Source organism: Roseibacillus persicicus, assembly GCF_014651675.1.
In the GTDB taxonomy this organism is placed as follows: Bacteria; Verrucomicrobiota; Verrucomicrobiia; order Verrucomicrobiales; family Akkermansiaceae; genus Roseibacillus; species Roseibacillus persicicus.
The window spans coordinates 1-16,606 of the sequence record NZ_BMXI01000024.1; the positions used below are offsets into that span (position 1 = coordinate 1).

The 16,606-nt window shown below is 56.5% G+C and carries 13 protein-coding genes and 1 tRNA gene; 7 read left to right on the forward strand and 7 right to left on the reverse strand.

What is annotated here, in order from left to right:
* Together IE099_RS19875 and IE099_RS19880 are read right to left on the reverse strand one after the other, a co-directional pair.
* Positions 1-504: helix-turn-helix domain-containing protein (locus IE099_RS19875; RefSeq protein ID WP_229809613.1), on the reverse strand; the 504-nt coding region annotated here is incomplete at its 3' end.
* A gap of 260 nt (positions 505-764) precedes the next feature.
* Positions 765-841 (reverse strand) — tRNA-Cys (locus tag IE099_RS19880).
* Positions 842-1,149: 308 nt separating this feature from the next.
* Here IE099_RS19880 and IE099_RS19885 point away from each other — a divergent pair.
* Together IE099_RS19885 and ppk1 are read left to right on the forward strand one after the other, a co-directional pair.
* Entirely contained in the window at positions 1,150-2,709 is a 1,560-nt protein-coding gene (locus IE099_RS19885; protein ID WP_189574332.1) for a Ppx/GppA phosphatase family protein, read from the forward strand.
* Between the two features lie 29 nt (positions 2,710-2,738).
* Positions 2,739-4,826: a polyphosphate kinase 1 gene (ppk1, locus tag IE099_RS19890; RefSeq protein WP_189574335.1), complete on the forward strand. Its 2,088-nt coding sequence runs from the start codon at positions 2,739-2,741 to the stop codon at positions 4,824-4,826.
* Between the two features lie 145 nt (positions 4,827-4,971).
* Here the strand turns inward: ppk1 and IE099_RS19895 are convergent, their stop codons facing one another.
* On the reverse strand, positions 4,972-7,488 hold the full coding sequence (locus IE099_RS19895; RefSeq protein ID WP_189574339.1) for a beta strand repeat-containing protein: 2,517 nt from the start codon (positions 7,486-7,488) through the stop codon (positions 4,972-4,974).
* A gap of 373 nt (positions 7,489-7,861) precedes the next feature.
* Here IE099_RS19895 and IE099_RS19900 point away from each other — a divergent pair, with 373 nt between their 5' ends.
* From IE099_RS19900 to IE099_RS19910, 3 genes are all read left to right on the forward strand, one after another.
* Positions 7,862-9,121, forward strand: a complete 1,260-nt coding sequence (locus IE099_RS19900) for a transcription antitermination factor NusB (RefSeq protein ID WP_189574342.1) — start codon at positions 7,862-7,864, stop codon at positions 9,119-9,121.
* 121 nt (positions 9,122-9,242) lie between these two features.
* Positions 9,243-9,407, forward strand: coding sequence for a hypothetical protein (locus tag IE099_RS19905; protein ID WP_189574345.1), 165 nt, complete (start codon positions 9,243-9,245; stop codon positions 9,405-9,407).
* A 9-nt stretch (positions 9,408-9,416) separates the two neighbouring features.
* Positions 9,417-9,707 carry a hypothetical protein gene (locus IE099_RS19910; RefSeq protein ID WP_189574348.1) on the forward strand — a complete coding sequence of 97 codons (291 nt, stop codon included), beginning with the start codon at positions 9,417-9,419 and terminating at the stop codon, positions 9,705-9,707.
* Between the two features lie 55 nt (positions 9,708-9,762).
* Here IE099_RS19910 and IE099_RS19915 read toward each other — a convergent pair whose 3' ends face one another.
* From IE099_RS19915 to grpE, 3 genes are read right to left on the reverse strand one after another with little or no spacing between them, the layout of a single operon-like run.
* Positions 9,763-10,491 (reverse strand): 16S rRNA (uracil(1498)-N(3))-methyltransferase, encoded by a 729-nt coding sequence (locus IE099_RS19915; RefSeq protein WP_189574351.1) that lies wholly within the window; start codon positions 10,489-10,491, stop codon positions 9,763-9,765.
* 9 nt (positions 10,492-10,500) lie between these two features.
* Positions 10,501-11,658: a molecular chaperone DnaJ gene (dnaJ, locus tag IE099_RS19920; protein ID WP_189574352.1), complete on the reverse strand. Its 1,158-nt coding sequence runs from the start codon at positions 11,656-11,658 to the stop codon at positions 10,501-10,503.
* A complete protein-coding gene (grpE, locus tag IE099_RS19925; RefSeq protein WP_189574355.1) occupies positions 11,659-12,252 on the reverse strand; it encodes a nucleotide exchange factor GrpE in 594 nt (197 codons plus the stop codon).
* A gap of 140 nt (positions 12,253-12,392) precedes the next feature.
* Between grpE and IE099_RS19930 the strand changes: the two genes are divergently transcribed.
* Entirely contained in the window at positions 12,393-13,091 is a 699-nt protein-coding gene (locus tag IE099_RS19930; RefSeq protein WP_189574358.1) for a GNAT family N-acetyltransferase, read from the forward strand.
* Between the two features lie 112 nt (positions 13,092-13,203).
* Positions 13,204-14,280 (forward strand): Ldh family oxidoreductase, encoded by a 1,077-nt coding sequence (locus IE099_RS19935; RefSeq protein WP_189574361.1) that lies wholly within the window; start codon positions 13,204-13,206, stop codon positions 14,278-14,280.
* A 199-nt stretch (positions 14,281-14,479) separates the two neighbouring features.
* Here the strand turns inward: IE099_RS19935 and IE099_RS19940 are convergent, their stop codons facing one another.
* Complete coding sequence (locus IE099_RS19940; RefSeq protein WP_189574364.1) at positions 14,480-16,579, reverse strand: sulfatase-like hydrolase/transferase; 2,100 nt, start codon at positions 16,577-16,579, stop codon at positions 14,480-14,482.
* Positions 16,580-16,606: the final 27 nt, after the last annotated feature.

Here is a 16,606-nt window from a genome sequence, read left to right on the forward strand (position 1 = left end):
AAAGCCAACTTCATCTCCGAAAAACACGACCGTTTGAGGGTCTTCCATCAACGTGATAAGTTCCTCGGCAAAGGCCTCACGCTGCTCTTCCCAGCGCTGCGGGTCGGAAGGTTCAGGAACGGGGCGGGGTAACCGTCGAACGAAACCTTTCTCATGAAGGTAGCGCACCAAGGTTGAATAACTGAGGTCTAATTTCTTTTCTCTCCGCAACCAGCCACAGAGCTTCGTCGCAGTCCAGTGAGTTTGCCCAGCTTTGGAAGGCTCATTCACGTAAGGAGTAATTTGGGAGTCGATTTCAGTGCTTGTTAGCTTACGTGGAGGTCTTCCGCCTGGTCGGTAAGTGAGCCCATCAATCCCGGCCTCGTTAAACCGACTAATCCAAAGGCGAAGCGTCCTTTCGCTCATATGAAAATGAGCAATGGTATGCTCAAAAGTCACTCCAACAAGTAAGAGATGAATGGCGGAAAGTCTTCGCTCTGAACGCTTGTCCCGACAACAACTCATCGCAACTTGGATTTCCTCCAGTGAAGCGTTCTGATGATTTGGAAACTGACGTTGACGGCCGATCTGCGATTCTCAGAAAGACACCCTAAAAGTACAGTTTGTTTTGCGTCTTTTTCGGCAACTTCATCTGGAAAACGGTCTAACCCCTTTTGTTTTCCCCTGGACTGACCCCTTTTGTCTGCCCCCTTTTGTTCCTGAGGCACGATTGGTCGAAGATACTCCTAGAATTTCTTCAAGCAGATAGATGAGCTTGGAAAAAATGGAGGCGGCGGGCGGATTCGAACCGCCGAATACAGGTTTTGCAAACCCGCGCCTTAGACCACTTGGCCACGCCGCCTTTTCCCTTGCGGGGCGGAATGCTTAGGCTGTTTCAGATGGGCTGTCAATGCTCCTGTTGCGTGAATCTGTCTTTAAGGGGCCGACCCCAAGGTTCACGCCACTTGCAACTGCTCGCGAACGGTGGCTTTTGCGCTCGGAGCGGCTTTCTCTCCGGTTTTTCCAAGTTTTTAGCCCACTAGGATCCTCTCCAGCGACGAAGCCCCAAAAGACATGGAGGCCCCCCTTCCCTACCCGCGGGAAATCCCCGCATTCCGTCACAGAAAATCGTGTGTTCTTTCCGCGTGTTCAGGTTAAGATTTTTTCCGCATGGAATCATATGCCCGAGAATCCGAAAATCGCAGTGAAGCACCGGCAATCCGCGCCTCCATTCACGTGGGGGCCTCGGCGGTTTCGATGTTGATCTTGGACTGTGCCGATTCGGAAAACCCGGTGCCCTTGGAGTTCTTGGAGCAACCTCTTCCCCTCGCGCGTGATATATTTTCCAAGGGCTTGGTCACCCGCTCCACTGCAGAGCGGGTGGTCGAGATTCTGGCGGGTTACATGGTCTCATTGCGTGAGCTAGGCGCTGGGCTGGCGGAAGTCTCGCGAGTGGTCGCCTCCAATATTCTTTCCGAAGCAACCAACCGGGAGTTGATTGCCAATCGTTTGGCGGTGGCCACCGGATTGCCGATCGAGATTCTGGATGACGGCGAGATGACCCGATTGGTCTATCTGAAGACCCTTCGCCGACTGCACGAGATCGAGTCCATGCGCAAGCGGGTGACGCTGGTGGTGCACGTAGGGCCCGGGAATACCCGCGCACTTCTTTTCTCCAAGGGGCATATTGAAGAATACGAGTCCTATCGGATGGGAACCCACCGGACGGCGGAGATTATTGAGGCTTCCTTTGCCGAGGGCGAATCGCAGCTGCGCCTGATTCGCGACAACGCCTCGGGCCCGATTTCGCGCATTCTCTTCGACCTGCGGGACCAAGAGGTTCAGGAATTGGTCTTGATTGGTTATGAGATCCAGCTTCTGGCTCCCTATCTTCTCAAGAGCTCCAATTCGACCCGCTGCTCGGTAAAGGCCTTGCGGACCTTGACTTTGGAAGCGGCCCGCCTGCCGGAGGACCAGCGCGCGGCGGCTTATCAGTTGGACTACCATACCGCGGATGCCCTGTTGCCAGCTTTGCAAATCAACCTCGCCATTGCGGAGGCCTTCGGTGTCAAGCAAGTGCATATCCCGACTTCTGATTATGAGCGCGGATTGCTGCACGATCTTCCCTTCTCAGCCGGACTCACGCGGGAGTTCGAGACCGAGGTGATTCGCTCGGCAAAGAATCTGGCCGAGAAATACGAGACCCACAGCAATCACGGTGAGCAGGTGGCCTTTCTTTGCAAAAGGCTCTTCGAAGAAACTCAGGAACTGCACAACCTCTCGGATCAGGATGCGCTCTTGCTGCATGTCGCTGCAATCGTTCACGAGGTGGGGGGCTTTGTGAGTCCCCATGCCCACCACAAACATTCCGAGTATATCATTCTCAACTCGGAGATTTTCGGTCTCTCTGCACGCGAACGCACCTTGGTAGCTCTTGTGGCGCGCTATCACCGCATGTCGCCACCCAAGCTGACGCACGATCTCTATCGTTCCCTTCCCCACCCCGAACGAATCCGGGTCAGCAAGCTGGCCTCTCTTCTCCGCGTAGCGGATGCTCTCGAGAGAACACACTCTAACAGGGTGCGGGATTTGACGGTTCGCGTCATCAAGGACAAACTCCTGTTAGAGCTCAAGGACATCCCGGATGCCACTACCGAGCGGTTGGCTCTCGAGAGCAAGGCGGATCTGTTCCGCGACATCTTCGGCCTGGAAGTCATCATCGCCGAATAGGCCCTCACCTTTCCACCATTTTCAAAATCATGCCCGACCAATTCATCAACCGCGAACTCTCTTGGCTGGAGTTCAACCAGCGTGTTCTGCAACAGGCAACCCGCTCCGATGTCCCGATTCTAGAAAGGGTCAAATTCCTGGCGATCACCGCTTCCAACTTGGATGAATTCTTCCAAGTTCGCGTCGGAGGACTGACCATGATGCGGCGCTCGGGCTCGACGATCCGGGATCTCACCGGGATGACTCCTTCGCAGCAATTGACGCAGATTCGCAAGCGCTGTCAGGAAATGTCGAGCGAGCAGTACCGTATCCTGGTCGATGAAATTGGACCGGAACTTTCCAAGAAAGGCCTCACCCATCTGCAACCACAGGACCTCACCCCGGAAGAACGGGTTGGGGTGGACGACTACTTCTCGTCCTTCATTTTTCCCATGCTCACCCCCTTGGCGCTGGAATCCTCCCAACACGCCATTGCGCTGCCCTCCCTGCAGATTGTCATCGCAGCGCGGCTAGAGTCCTCCGAAGAGACCCGCTACGCCTTCGTTCCCATCCCGGTCAACATCCCGCGTTTCATCTCCGTTCCGCGTGAGGAAGGGGAAGGATTCGTGATGTTGGAAGATCTGGTTCGCTTCCATATGGGCGACCTTTTCCCCCGCGAGACCGTGACTGGCACCGCTCTCTTTCGCCTGACGCGCAATACGGACATTGCGGTGGATGAGGAAGACGCCTCCGACTTGATTGACGAGATGGAGGAAGTGCTTTCCGCCCGCCGGTTCTCGGCCACGGTGCGTCTGCAACTGCGAACCGGGGCACCACGGGATATTACGAAGCTGATTCAGAAACTCACCGGGACGGGTCCAGCCCAACTTTATCGCGTGCCTGGTCCGCTGGCACTGGCCGAGTTCATGCAACTCGCCTTCCGCCCCGGCTACGACCATTTGCGGGAAACGCAGTGGCCGCCGCAACCCGCCCCGGCCCCTGACCCGTCTACCTCGATCTTCGAGGCCATCGCCACCCGCGACATCCTTCTTTCCCACCCCTTCGAATCCTTCGAACCCATTGTGAGATTGTTGAAGGAATCAGCGAGCGACCCCGGGGTCCTCTCCATCAAGCAAGTGCTCTATCGCACCGCCGAAGACTCGGCCATCATCGACGCCTTGATCCGAGCGGCGCAAAACGGGAAGCAAGTCACCGTCCTCATCGAATTGAAAGCGCGCTTCGATGAAGCCAATAACTTGCATCGCGCGGAGGAGCTGCAACGAGCCGGCGTGCAAGTGGTCTATGGGGTCAAAGGCCTGAAAACCCACGCCAAAATCACCTTGGTCTCGCGCAACGAGGGCGGACGACTCCGCCGCTACGTCCACCTCGGCACCGGCAACTACAATGAGTCCACCGCCCGACTTTACACCGATATTTCCTATCTAACCTGCCGTCCTGAATACGGCGCGGATGCCTCCCTCTTTTTCAATGCGGTGACAGGACGCTCCAAGTTGGTTCGCCTGCAAAAGCTCGCTCCAGCTCCCACCATGCTCAAACAGCGGGTCTTGGAGCTCATCGAGGGCGAAATCACCCGCGCCCAACAAGGCGACAAGGCTCTCATCATGGCGAAGATGAACTCGCTGCAACACCCGGAGATCATCTCCGCACTCTACCGGGCTTCACGGGCCGGGGTAGAGATCAAACTCAATGTGCGTGGCATTTGCTGCCTCAAAACCGGAACCCGAAAGGACGCCAAGAACATCACCGTGGTCTCCATCATCGACCGCTTCCTTGAACACTCCCGCATTTTTTACTTTCATCGCGGCGGTGACCCGGAGGTCTACATTTCCTCGGCTGACTGGATGGTGCGCAACCTCGACTCCAGGGTTGAACTCATGACCCCGATCGAAGATCGGTCCTGCAAGCGCCAACTCATCCGGATTCTGGAAGCCTGCTTCAAGGACAATACCAACGCCTTCATCATCGAGTCCGATGGCAAAGGCAGACCTGTGGTGCCGGAGAAAGGCGAACGCCCCTATCGGCTGCAGGAACATCTCTACAAGCAAGCGGCCAAGGCTGCGCGCAATCACGCGAGGCGAAAGGCCACCACCTTCGAGCCCTATCTACCCAACGAGTAGCGCCAAACTGACATCGGTGATCTGGCGAGAATTCAAACAGAATGATCCAGGCAAAAAAAATTGCCCGACCAGCGGGCAATTGGAAGAAAAGTTCGAAACAAGGTCTTCCACCCACTCCTAACAAGAAGCGGGTGGAAAACAGGAATTAATTTCGCACGCGATAGAAGTCGGCGTTGTCTTCATCGGGGTCTACCAGACCCGCATCGATCGTGAGGGTATTGGTTCCCGGAGTCGAAGGAATATCGGCGAAGGAGTCTTCGCTCAAGTCGTTGGACTGTTGAACCGTGAGACCGAATTCCGAACCGTCGAGGGTCAGGACCACATTGCCACTCTCATCGAAGGCCACATCAATGATGTTGGGAACGGTCAAGGCAGGCCCGTTTGTCACGGTCAGACTTCCGCTTCCAGTAATGGCACCATCCAGGTCGGCTTCCGTATAAACTCCCGCATCGACCTGCACTCCATCAACGACCAAACGACCAATGGTGTCCGTTCCTGAGAAATTGAGATCGATGACTCCCGGGAACTGAACGTAGACCGTGCTATCGTCGGCGATTCCACTCTCGTCGGAACCGTCGCCCACCGACAGGACTCCGCTGTTAACGTAGGTATCGCCGGTGTAGGTATTGGTTCCAGTCAGAGCCAGAACTCCGTCGCCATTTACGATCAAATCACCCGCTCCTCCGATACCGCCTTCGAGAGTAGTCGTCCCATTGGATGTGAAGGTTCCGCCGCCTTCCGCGAGAGTGAAGCTGCGGGTGTCAGGGAAAGTCACATCGCTCAGACTCGGATAAAAGGTTCCACCATCCATCGTCACCACCCCACTCAAATCTCCCAGCGAACCGTTCTCCAGAGGACGAACAATGCCGTTCACCAAAAGTCCACCGGTGAAGTCATTGGCGGTATGATCGAGGTAAACGAAACCGCTGTCAGCACCGATAGTGAGTTGTCCGGGCCCTGTAATCAACCCGGCAGCCGCTAACAGCTTCGCCCAGCCAGCAGTCAGAGTTCCACCGTTTTCGGTTAGAGTAATCACCCGGGTTGCCGCTAGGTTGAGCTCGGAGTCCAAATTAGTCAGAGTCCCTCCATCAAGGGTGACTCCCAAGATATCTGAACCCAGGGAGCCATCACCCACAGCTTGAATCTTACCAGCGCCCTCAATGACAGTTCCTCCTGCATAAGTATTGGCAACACCTTGCAGCCAGAGAGCACCGGTATCATTTCCGACGGTCAGTTGGCCTTCCCCCTGAATCACCCCGCTGGAAACAATCCGTCTATTGCCATTTCCCCAGCCAACGATGATGGTCGCCCCATCGGCCCCGATATTGATATCACGAGCACCAAGTTCAATTGAGGCATTGTTGTTCTTCAAGGTTCCTCCATTGAAGGTGATCGGACTGGTTTCGAGCCCAAAGGTTCCTCCGGCCTTCGCCTGCAGAAACCCGTTGATGACGGTTCCTCCCTCGTAGGTGTTGGCGGTTCCATCCATGTAAACGATGCCAGAATCAGCCGCGATTGTCAGTTGGCCGGGACCGCTAACAAGGCCCTGAATTGCAATCCATTTTCCCCAACCTGCTTGGAAAGTTCCATTTCCGTCCCCCAAGATAATCTCGTGGCTAGGTGCCACCACAGTATTCGAATCGCGGTTCTGTAACTTGCCGCTGTCCAAAGTAATGGTATTGGATTCGGCGCCCAAGGCGGCATTGCTTCTCAACCAGACGACACCGTCGTTATTAACCACGATTCCGCCGGAGAAGTCTCCAGAGCCCCACATTTCGAAGCGACCACTCCCACTATTCTGAACCAAGAGCGAGGTAACATGCGAACCATTGTTCAACTCACCGGCAAAGACACCGGTCCTTGTTCCAATCCGGACGTCACCGGTTCCCGTGTTGGTCACAATCCCGCTGCCGGACAAACCTCCAAAATTCCAGTTGGAGCCGACGGTCCCGTCCCCTTTCAAATCCAGAGTTCCATTCACCGTTGCAGTTCCCGCGATCTGCCCGATTAAACCACGGTTGGTGCGGTTCTCACCAAACTCAAGCGCCGCTTCCGCGTTCACCGTAACGTTGAAGAAGGCGCTGCCATTATCAGCGGTTCCACCGGGCGTTCCTTTGTTCACCACGGTGGTTCCCGAGGCAATGGTTGCCGTTAGATACGGGTTGTCGTTCACCCCCTCCATATAGATCGTGCCTTCTCCTCCGATGGTGAGATTGCCACGATTCGCATTGTCCGCAGAGATATCATTGAGAACCAGAGATGTCCCTGCTGCAGCGGAAATGGTCTTCAGCTCTGCATTGGCAACATTCAATCGCACCGCAATTTCATTGTCGCCGGCACTGGTGATATCTCCTCCCAAGAAGAGAGTCGAACTTCCGCCCAAGGTCCATCCCCCGGACTGAAAGTCGAGACCAAACACACTCCGGTCGCCCAAAGACAATTCGGGTTGATTCGCGGTCACCGGACCAGAAAACACAGCAGTATCGGTGAGAAGGTCATCACTGGGGGCCAAGTTTCCGACCCAGTTGGCATCGGATGCAAAGTCCGTGCTCGTGTCACCGTCCCACGAGATCGATGCGGCAGATAGAGATCCAGCAAAAGTCGCCACGACCAAGAGAGGCCGGGTAACTGCTGACAACAACATGGGGTATTTAAATTTCATATGGTTTGCGCTTGAATGACGAAAACTCACAAAATTTCAAAATTCCGGCGTCTAAGATACTCCACTGGCATGCAACTTGCTCGCAAACCATCGAGTTTTGGGTTTTTCTCCGACGCGAAATAATGCGGATTTTTTTTCGTCAAGGGGTGAACTAACAGCTAGTTGAGGCCGCCAGTCAACTAACTGTTAGAAAATGCACAGAACTTGCGGAGGAACGACAAACCCAGTCTTTTCCCTAAAATACTGGGCTTCACCATCCCCTCACCGCGGACCTTACGGAAGGAATTCAAGGAGAGTCTGTTTGGCAAGAATACGGAGCCTTTTCTCCATCAGTCTCGACTCCTGACAAAAAATTGCACAATGTTCGCCAGCAATGCCCAAGCAGGATAAAAATATTCGTCGCGCCGCCGTTTCCATCCTTCGCGCGTGGTCCAAAGGTCATGTTTACGCCGAGAACCTCATCGACAAGCACGCCCGCAGAAACCACCTCTCCAGCGCTGATCGGGGGCTCCTGAATGCCATCATCCTCGCCGTGCTCCGCAACCGTCGCCTGCTGGACTTCTACATCGCCCGTTGTCGCCATGGCAAACTGGATCACGAAACAAGGGATATTCTGCGAGTGGGGCTCGCTCAAATTCTCATTCTGGGCATCCCCGAACACGCCGCCGTGAACGAGACCGTCAATTGTGGGCGAGCGCCCGTGCGCGGTCTCATCAACGCCGTTTTGCGTCGGGGAATTGAGAAGCGCAAGAGCTTGATGCAACGCGCGGCCGAACTCCCCCCCGCCGAACTCTATTCCCACCCCGACTGGCTCACCAAACGCTGGCGCACCCAATATGGCAAAAATGCCGCCACCGCGCTAATGCAGTGGAACAATGAGCCGGCCGACACCACCCTGCGCCTCAATCCCCTCCGCAGTGAATCGGAAGCGTTAAAGGGAGATCCCCGCTTGGAGGCGATGCCAGACTTGGAAGGTTTTTACTATCTCGACGGCCCCGTTCCCTCGGAATGGACCGAGGCCGGCCTGGTCTACATGACCGACCCTGCTACTAGACTCTCCGTAGAACTGTTAGATCCCAAGCCGGGTGAAACGGTTCTCGATGCCTGTGCCGCTCCGGGCGGAAAGGCTGCTCTCATCGCGGCGAGCATGAAAAACGAAGGTTCGCTCGTGTGCACCGACTCCAACGAACTGCGGATTCCCCGTTTGGAGGAGAACCTGTCCAATCTCGGAGTCACCATCGCCGAGAGCCAGGTCTTTGACTGGACCCAGGCCCCGCCCGAGGACTGGCACAAGCGTTTCGACGCCATCCTACTGGATGTCCCCTGCTCCAATACCGGAGTCCTGCGCCGCCGTGTCGATGCCCGTTGGCGACTCTCACCAGAGCAAATTACGGAACTGAGTGAGATCCAAAAGACCATTCTCTCCAACGCCAAGAAGTGCCTGAAAGCCGACGGACGCATCGTCTACTCCACCTGCTCTATCGAACGGGAGGAGAACGAGGACCTGGTGGTTCCCTTTGCCAAGGGCCATAATCTCCAGGTAGTCGAAACCCGACAGTCCCTCCCCCATCGCGACAAGCAGGATGGCGCCTTTGCCGCCTTGCTCAAGTATCGTGAGGGAGCCGATGTCTGATTCGAAAGGCGATCTCATCCGTAGAAGACCTCGCGCGAGTTCGGAGCTCTGGATAACTGCGTATCGGGCCTTGCGGAGACTAGCCTTGCACTCCACGGAAGGGCCGAATTAAGATAGCGGCATGAGAACGTTCCTGAACTTCACCATCGCGATTTTGCTCCTGATTGCTTTCGTCGGCTCAGGGGCCTTCTTTGTGATCGTGTCCAAGGACCTCAAACTCGAGCGAGCTTCGACCTCAACCTCGAGCAATGCCAGCCCAACGACGGAATCGACTTCGGACGAATAAGGGAGGTCGATGACATTCGAGGACTACCAGGAATTGATGCAAGCGGTTGTGGCCCGGCAAGGCTACGCGGGCTTTCACCCCTCACTCTATCTTGTCGGGGACGAGGACCCGTTTCGAATTCATGACTGTCCATTGAGCGAAGATGGCGAGGAACAAATCTCCAAAGACTTTGCCGCAGGCCTGCTAGAGGATGGTCAAACCGCCTATCTGGCCTATCGGGCTGGTGAGCGAACGGTGGAAGTCTGCCTCATTGAAGACTTTCAGCTTACTGATAAAATGCGAATCCGCGTGGCGAGCTAGCGCCTCGACCTCGATTGAGCCACTCCGAAAGCGGCTGGGAAGAGGCATGAACCTGTTAGGAAAAGCGATAGCGCGCGGCAGAGACGAGGAACATGCAAGCGGTCTCAACGCGGAGAACAATGTCCCCCAGCGTCACCGGACGAAATCCCCGATCGGTGGCGGCTGCGATCTCGTCGCTGGTGAAGTCTCCCTCCGGGCCAACGAGAAAGCTGACCTGCGAACAGGTCACAGGGAGGGACTCCAGATGATCCCGCACGGGAACGGCACCGGGAGCTAGCGAGGCAATGACTCTGGCTCCATCCCCGGAGTTCTGTAGAAAGGTTTCCAGCGAGGCCACCGGAGCAACCGAGGGCAAATCATTCTGCCCGCATTGCTTGCAGGCCTCCAAGGCCACCCGCTGCCACTTCTGCGACTTTTCAGCCCCTTCTTTGGGCGAAATCTTAACTACGGTATTTCTAGTAGCAAGTGGTTGGATCCCGTTGACCCCGAGCTCAACCGCCTTCTGCACAATTAAGTCCATCGTCTTGCCTTTCGGGATAGCCACCGCCAAGTTGACTTGGGGGGAAACCGCTGCGGAAGAACCTTCTTCCTCGCAGGTCAGGCTCAGCTCGGAGCGCTCGCAAGCGGAAACCACCCCGCGCGCCCAGCGTCCCTTTCCATCGAAGACCTCGATGCGGTCGCCCGGCTTCTTGCGCATCACCCGCACGGCATGGTGCCCCTCTTCCCCCGTCAATCGCAGGTCGTCCGGCGACCAGCAATCGGGGGAAATATAGAAGCGGTCCATCGTTGGGGTCTACTTGCCAAAGAACTTCTTGGCGCGCTCGAGGAAGCCTTCCTGCATGGGTGAATTCTTCTGGCCGATGGACTCGGCGAATTCACGCAGCTTCTCTTTCTGGCCGGAGTCCAGGTTGGTGGGAACTTCCACGCTGGCCTGAATGTGGAGATCGCCCTTTCGGCCGCCTCCCACTTCCGGCATACCACGTCCTCGCAGGCGGAAAGTAGTGCCTCCCTGGGTCCCGGCTGGAACCTTGATGGAAGCTTTCCCCTCCAAGGTCGGCACATCGATTTCGCCACCGAGGGCCGCCGTAGCAAAAGGAACCGGAACCTCGCAGAAGAGGTCATTGTCCTCGCGCTGGAAAACATTGTGAGCACGCACATGAAGGAAGACATAGAGGTCGCCCGAAGGCCCTCCACGCATTCCCGCATCGCCATTCCCTGAAGAGCGCAGACGGATGCCATCGTCCACTCCGGCTGGAATCTTGATCTTGATTCGGTCCGACTTCTCGACCCGGCCGTCGCCGTGACAATCGTTGCAGGGATCAGCAATCACTTGGCCGGCTCCGCGACACTCGGGACAGGTCGTTTGCTGGACGAAGATACCGGCCTGACGCGTCACCGCCCCCCGACCGCCACAAGTCGTGCAGGGACGGGAGCCGCCTCCCTTGGACCCCGTTGACTTGCAGGTCGAACACGGCATTGCACGTTCCAGTTCCAGCTCCTTGTCCGCTCCGGTTGCCGCTTCCTCGAGGGTGATCTCGAGGTCATAGCGCAGGTCGCTACCGCGCTGTTTGCCAGAGGGATCGCGACGACGTCCTCCGCCTCCGAAGAGGTCTTCGAAGCCTCCGCCACCACCTCCAAAGGCACCGCCGAAGACCTGCGAAAAGATATCCATCGGGTCGCCGAAGCCACCGCCGAATCCTCCGCCACCACCACCCATGCCGCCTTGCTTGAAGGCTGCATGTCCGTAGCGGTCATAGGCCGCGCGCTTGTCCTCGTCGCTGAGCACCTGATAGGCCTCGCCCAACTCCTTGAACTTTTCCTCGGCCTTGGGATCATCCGGATTCTGGTCCGGATGAAACTTCATCGCCATCTTGCGATAGGCCTTCTTGATCTCGGATGCGGTTGCGCCCTTGGAAACGCCCAACACCTCGTAAAAGTCGCGGTCAGCCATTTAGTTGCCACCCTCCTCTCCAGCCTCCGCAGCCTTCGCCACGATGACATTTGCAGGACGCAAGAGACGGTCCCCCAGGAAATAGCCACGGCGTACCACGCGCAAGACCTTGCCAGCCTCCACCTCGTCGGACGCCTCCTGGCTCACCGCTTCATGGAAGTTCGGGTCGAAGTCTCCCCCCGCTTCCAATTCCACGGGCTTGACTCCCTGACTGGAGAAAAATTCGTCCAACTGGCCCTGAACCATCGCCATGCCTTGATAAAGCATCGAGCCCTGTTCCTTCTCGGCCATTTGCATTCCCATTCCGAAATTATCCAGCACGGGAAGCAACTCCATCAAGAGGCGCTGATTGGAGAACTTCCGGCTCTCCTCCAGCTCTTTCGCCATGCGCTTGCGGTAGTTGTCCATCTCGGCGGCACGACGGAGGGACTCATCCTTATACTTCTGAACTTCCTGCTCCAAAGCCACAACGGGGTCGACTTCCTCCACCGCAGCTTCGGGCGCAGCCTCAGCCTCGCCGGTCGGTTCTACGTTGGTTTCTTCCGCCGCAGCGGCTTCCTCCTCGGTTACAACTTCTTCCAATTCTTCGTTCACGCCCGTTTCCATACCCCATCACCCCTTTCCGTCAACCCCGCGTTCGGTTTCCATGGCGGGAAAATCGCTCAAAATGCATTTCGCGTGGACTGGAAACCTGGTTGCTTTGCGCGAAGGATGAGCTGAAACTGTCACTTGGAATGGGATCCTCATCTTTTGTCTACAATTGCCTCTGCGGTTCACGCCTGGCAGTAGATGAGTTCTTTTCACGAAAAATGCTGCAATGCCCCTCGTGCCGCAAATTTGTGATTTTGCCCTCCGAACGTGATGGGGTGGCCTCTTACCCCCAATTTGAGTTCGAAACTTCCCGCCTGGCCCTCCGTCTCGCCAGGCGAAAGGATTGGAGAGCTCTGCACCAGGTCTACAATGCTCCGCAGAACTTCGCCTACGAATTGTCTCAACCAGACACCGAACGGGGCACCCGCGACAAGATTCGACGCTCACTCTTTCCATCCAAATTCGCCAAGTCGAACATCCTCCTTTTTACTCTCTGCAAGAGAGAGGAGAACGAGATTTTGGGCGCCATCTCGGTCACCTTCAAACTGCCCTACTATGCTGCCGATCTAGGCTTTATGCTGCGAACGGACTGCCAAAACCAAGGTCTTGGGACTGAATCCGTTGCGGGCATCTGTCAGTTCCTATTCCAGCGAATCGGAGTGGAAAAAATCTCGGCAATGACCGATGCCAAAAACAAGGCCTGCCGGACCGTTCTGGAGAAGACGGGATTCACCCGGGAAGGCTACCTGAACAAGTTTTTCCACCACCCTGAGCGCGGCTGGCTGGATGCCCCTCTTTACTCCCTATTTGCCTCCCCTCCCGATGCAACTTCCGAGGCCTAAACGCCGAAATCACCTGAAAGCTCGCTAAAACCGTGACACGGTTTGCTGACACTCTGCCAGAGATCGCACTTCCGTTTCGAGCTCTCAGGGCTTTACCTAGTGGTAAGTAACCATGTCTGACTTTCTAGCAGTCCCCCGCAAAGACCACGACGCGCTGGTCGCCACCGCCTTTTTGAAGCGCGGCTTCAAGGCTGATGAAGTCGCCCCCGGTGTTTACCTGTGCGCCGAAGCCGCTCGCCATGGGGTGCGACCCCATATCGCCTTGCGGGCGCTCTACAACGATCACTACTTTGGCTCGAAGACCGGCGGCTGCGTCCCGGGGGCGGAAGTCACCGTCGTCCCTTCCCGCTTTCCCGCCTCCGAGACATGGAACGCGAACAAGAAGTTCGGCCCTGCGGTTGCCTATCGCGCAATCGACCGGGCGATTGAATTGGCCAACGAGTATGGCATCGCCCAAATCGCGGTCGACAACGCCTCCCCCTATCTCTGGGGCGCCGGCTACGTGATGGCTGCTGCCGAACGTGGCTTCATCGCCTACACCCATGCGACCTCTCCCCTGGCCGAGGTCGCTCCCCTGGGAGGCAATCGGCCCACCTTGGGCACCAACCCGCATTCTTGGGCTTTCCCCACTTCTCCAGCCTTGGGCTTTCCTCTGCTAGTCGATTGGATCACCTCGAACATCGATATGTATCGGGTGGAGGCCTGCCGCAGCTCGGGCAAAGAACTTCCCGCCGATTCCGCCATCGATGCGAGCGGCGAAGTCACCACCGACCCTCACCGGGTTCACGCCCTTCTCCCATTCGGCACGCACAAGGGCTACGGGCTTTCTCTCATCAATGAGATTCTGGCGGCCTTCATCGGAGGCTCACTGCCCAGCCTGCGGGGGCGCTTGACTGAGAACGCCCGCGAGAAAAACACCGCGACGTTCTACTTCCAAGTGATTCATCCCGAAGCCCTCTCCTCAGACAACTTCGGGATGGGTCGCAACCAGCTGGACAACCTCAAGCACGTGCTCGCCGACATCCTCCGGGGAAATCCGGATGCCAACATTCCCGGTCAGATGGAGGCCGAATTCCGCCATCGTTCCGACGAGGCAGACGCCCTGCTTTTCACCCAGGACGAAGTCGACGGCTTCAATCAGCTCGCCTCCGAATTGGGCCGCGACCCGTTGCAGGCAAAGCCTCTCTAAGGTCGGCCTGACCTCGACCTTTTCCGTTCAGGGAATCCGACCGAGCAGGCTTCTTCGCGCTGATTGGTCTCAGGCCTTTGGCAAAAAAAAATCACCTGACCAACCCAGATTCCCGACTCGGAATTCCTTTCCAAGCCAGCATCCAAGTCGAGTCAGGTAATTACGGTAAGAGCTCGTTGATTCCAGGGAGAATCCGCCACTATTCGGCCAAGCCGCTCTGTCGATATTTCTTCAGCAGCGCCCGAAGCTCGGCTGCTTTTTCCGATTCGGCTTCGGTCAGATCATTTTGCTCCATCAGGTCTTTCTCAACGTTGAAGAGCTGACCTTCATCGGTCTTTTCCTTCGGGTTGGCCTTTTGGCCCTTGGGACGAAACTGAACGGCTTCTCCGGTGAAAAATTTCCAGGGCCCCTGGCGAATCGCAACCGACTTGGCTTGCTCCAGGATCACCTCCGCCCCCTGCTCATCCTTGCCGAGGAAAGCGTCCAGATAATCACGGCTATCGCGCGCTGCATCAGCGGGAACCTCCACCTCCAGATGGTTGGCAAAGGACTTGAGGAAATCAACCTGGGTCACGAGCGCATCGGAAACCCCCGGCTCAATTCCCTGCGGCCAGCGAATGATGAGAGGAACCCGGGTGCCGCCCTCGTAGATCTGATACTTGCCCCCTCGATAGGGCCCTGAACCATCGTGACCGCGATCCACTTCTTCGGAAGAAGTCTTCACCGTGGTGCCGTCCTGATAGCCGTCGTCATAAACGGGACCATTGTCGCTACTGAAAATCACGATGGTATTGTCGGCGATTCCGTTCTCTTCCAAAGCCTCCATGATCGCTCCGGTCGTCCAGTCCAACTGCACCATGGCATCACCCCGATAGCTCAGATCGCTTTTGCCACGGAAGCGCGGGTGGGGAGTGCGGGGCACGTGGATATCCTGCGAGCAGAAGAAGAGGAAGAAGGGCTTCTCCTTATTGCGGGCAATGAACTCGCCAGTCTTTTCCACCAAGACATCCGCCATCGTTTCATCATCCCAGAGCGCGGACTTTCCACCCTTCATCATCCCGATCCGTCCAATGCCGTTGATCACAGTCTGGTTGTGACCGTGACTGTTCATGTAGTAGGTCATCGCCTCGGGATTGTCGCGTCCGTCAGGATACTTTGTCCCAGGCACATCATCGGGAATCCTCTTTCCATATGACACCGTGATGGGGTCCTCGGGGTCCAGATTGACGATGTGATGATTCTCCAAATAGACACACGGAACACGATCATTGGTCGAGGGCAACATGAAGCAGTAGTCGAAACCGATCTCCAATGGACCAGGCTTCACCTCTCCATTGAAATCAATCGGAGTCTTTCCATCGCCCAGGCCGAGGTGCCACTTTCCAATCACTCCCGTGTGATATCCACCGGCTTGAAAGGTGTCCGCCAGAGTGAACTGCTCGGGAGCGATCGCCATCTTGGCATTTCCTGCGAGAATACCGGTTCCTTCTTTGCGAAAGGCCATCTCACCAGTCAGGAGAGAATACCGAGACGGGGTGCAGGTCGCGGCCGCACAGTGCGCGTCGGTGAAACGAACGCCTTCCGCAGCCAGCTTGTCCAGATTGGGTGTCGGGATCTTTTCGGCGCCATAACATCCCAGGTCCGCGTAGCCCACGTCGTCCCCGTAGATGATGACCACGTTCGGCTTACTCGCTTCCGCCGGTTTGGCCGCGACCAACTCGGTGATCTCCAGATTGCGAAAGACCATCTTCTGATGCACGCCCGCGTGGACTTGCAGTCCGATGGGACCTTTTTCTGGAATGGTCTCGCCGACATAGTCGACGAAGGACTCACCGTTGAGGAAGGTCTGGATACGTTTTCCCTCCACCACGATGCGAAGGTGGTTCCACTCCCCCAGTTTGTGCACCTTGGCAACCTTGTCGGACTTGGCCGGATAGCTTCCTTTGCCATCCTTGGGCGCGTAGATACAGCCGGTCAGGTCGACTTTGAGTGAGCGGGAGATTCCAATCTGAACTTGATGGGACTCGCCACGCACAAAGATTCCCGAATCGTAGTCAGGAGAAGAGGTTCGATAGTCGAGGTTGAGCTCAAAGTTGCCGAACTCACGGTCGGTCCACAGGATGGAACCCTTTTTATCCTGATTGTCGCCGACTATTCCCTCATCACTCACTGACCAGTGGCTTTGAGAAAGCTCCTTGGGCTGGCAGGTCCACCCCGCCAGATCCTTGCCATTCCAAAGTGCTTCCCCCGAAAGAGAACAGGTCGACAGCGCCACGATCGCGCAGAAATTAAACTTCATGGTCTGACAAAACGAACAGATGGAAGC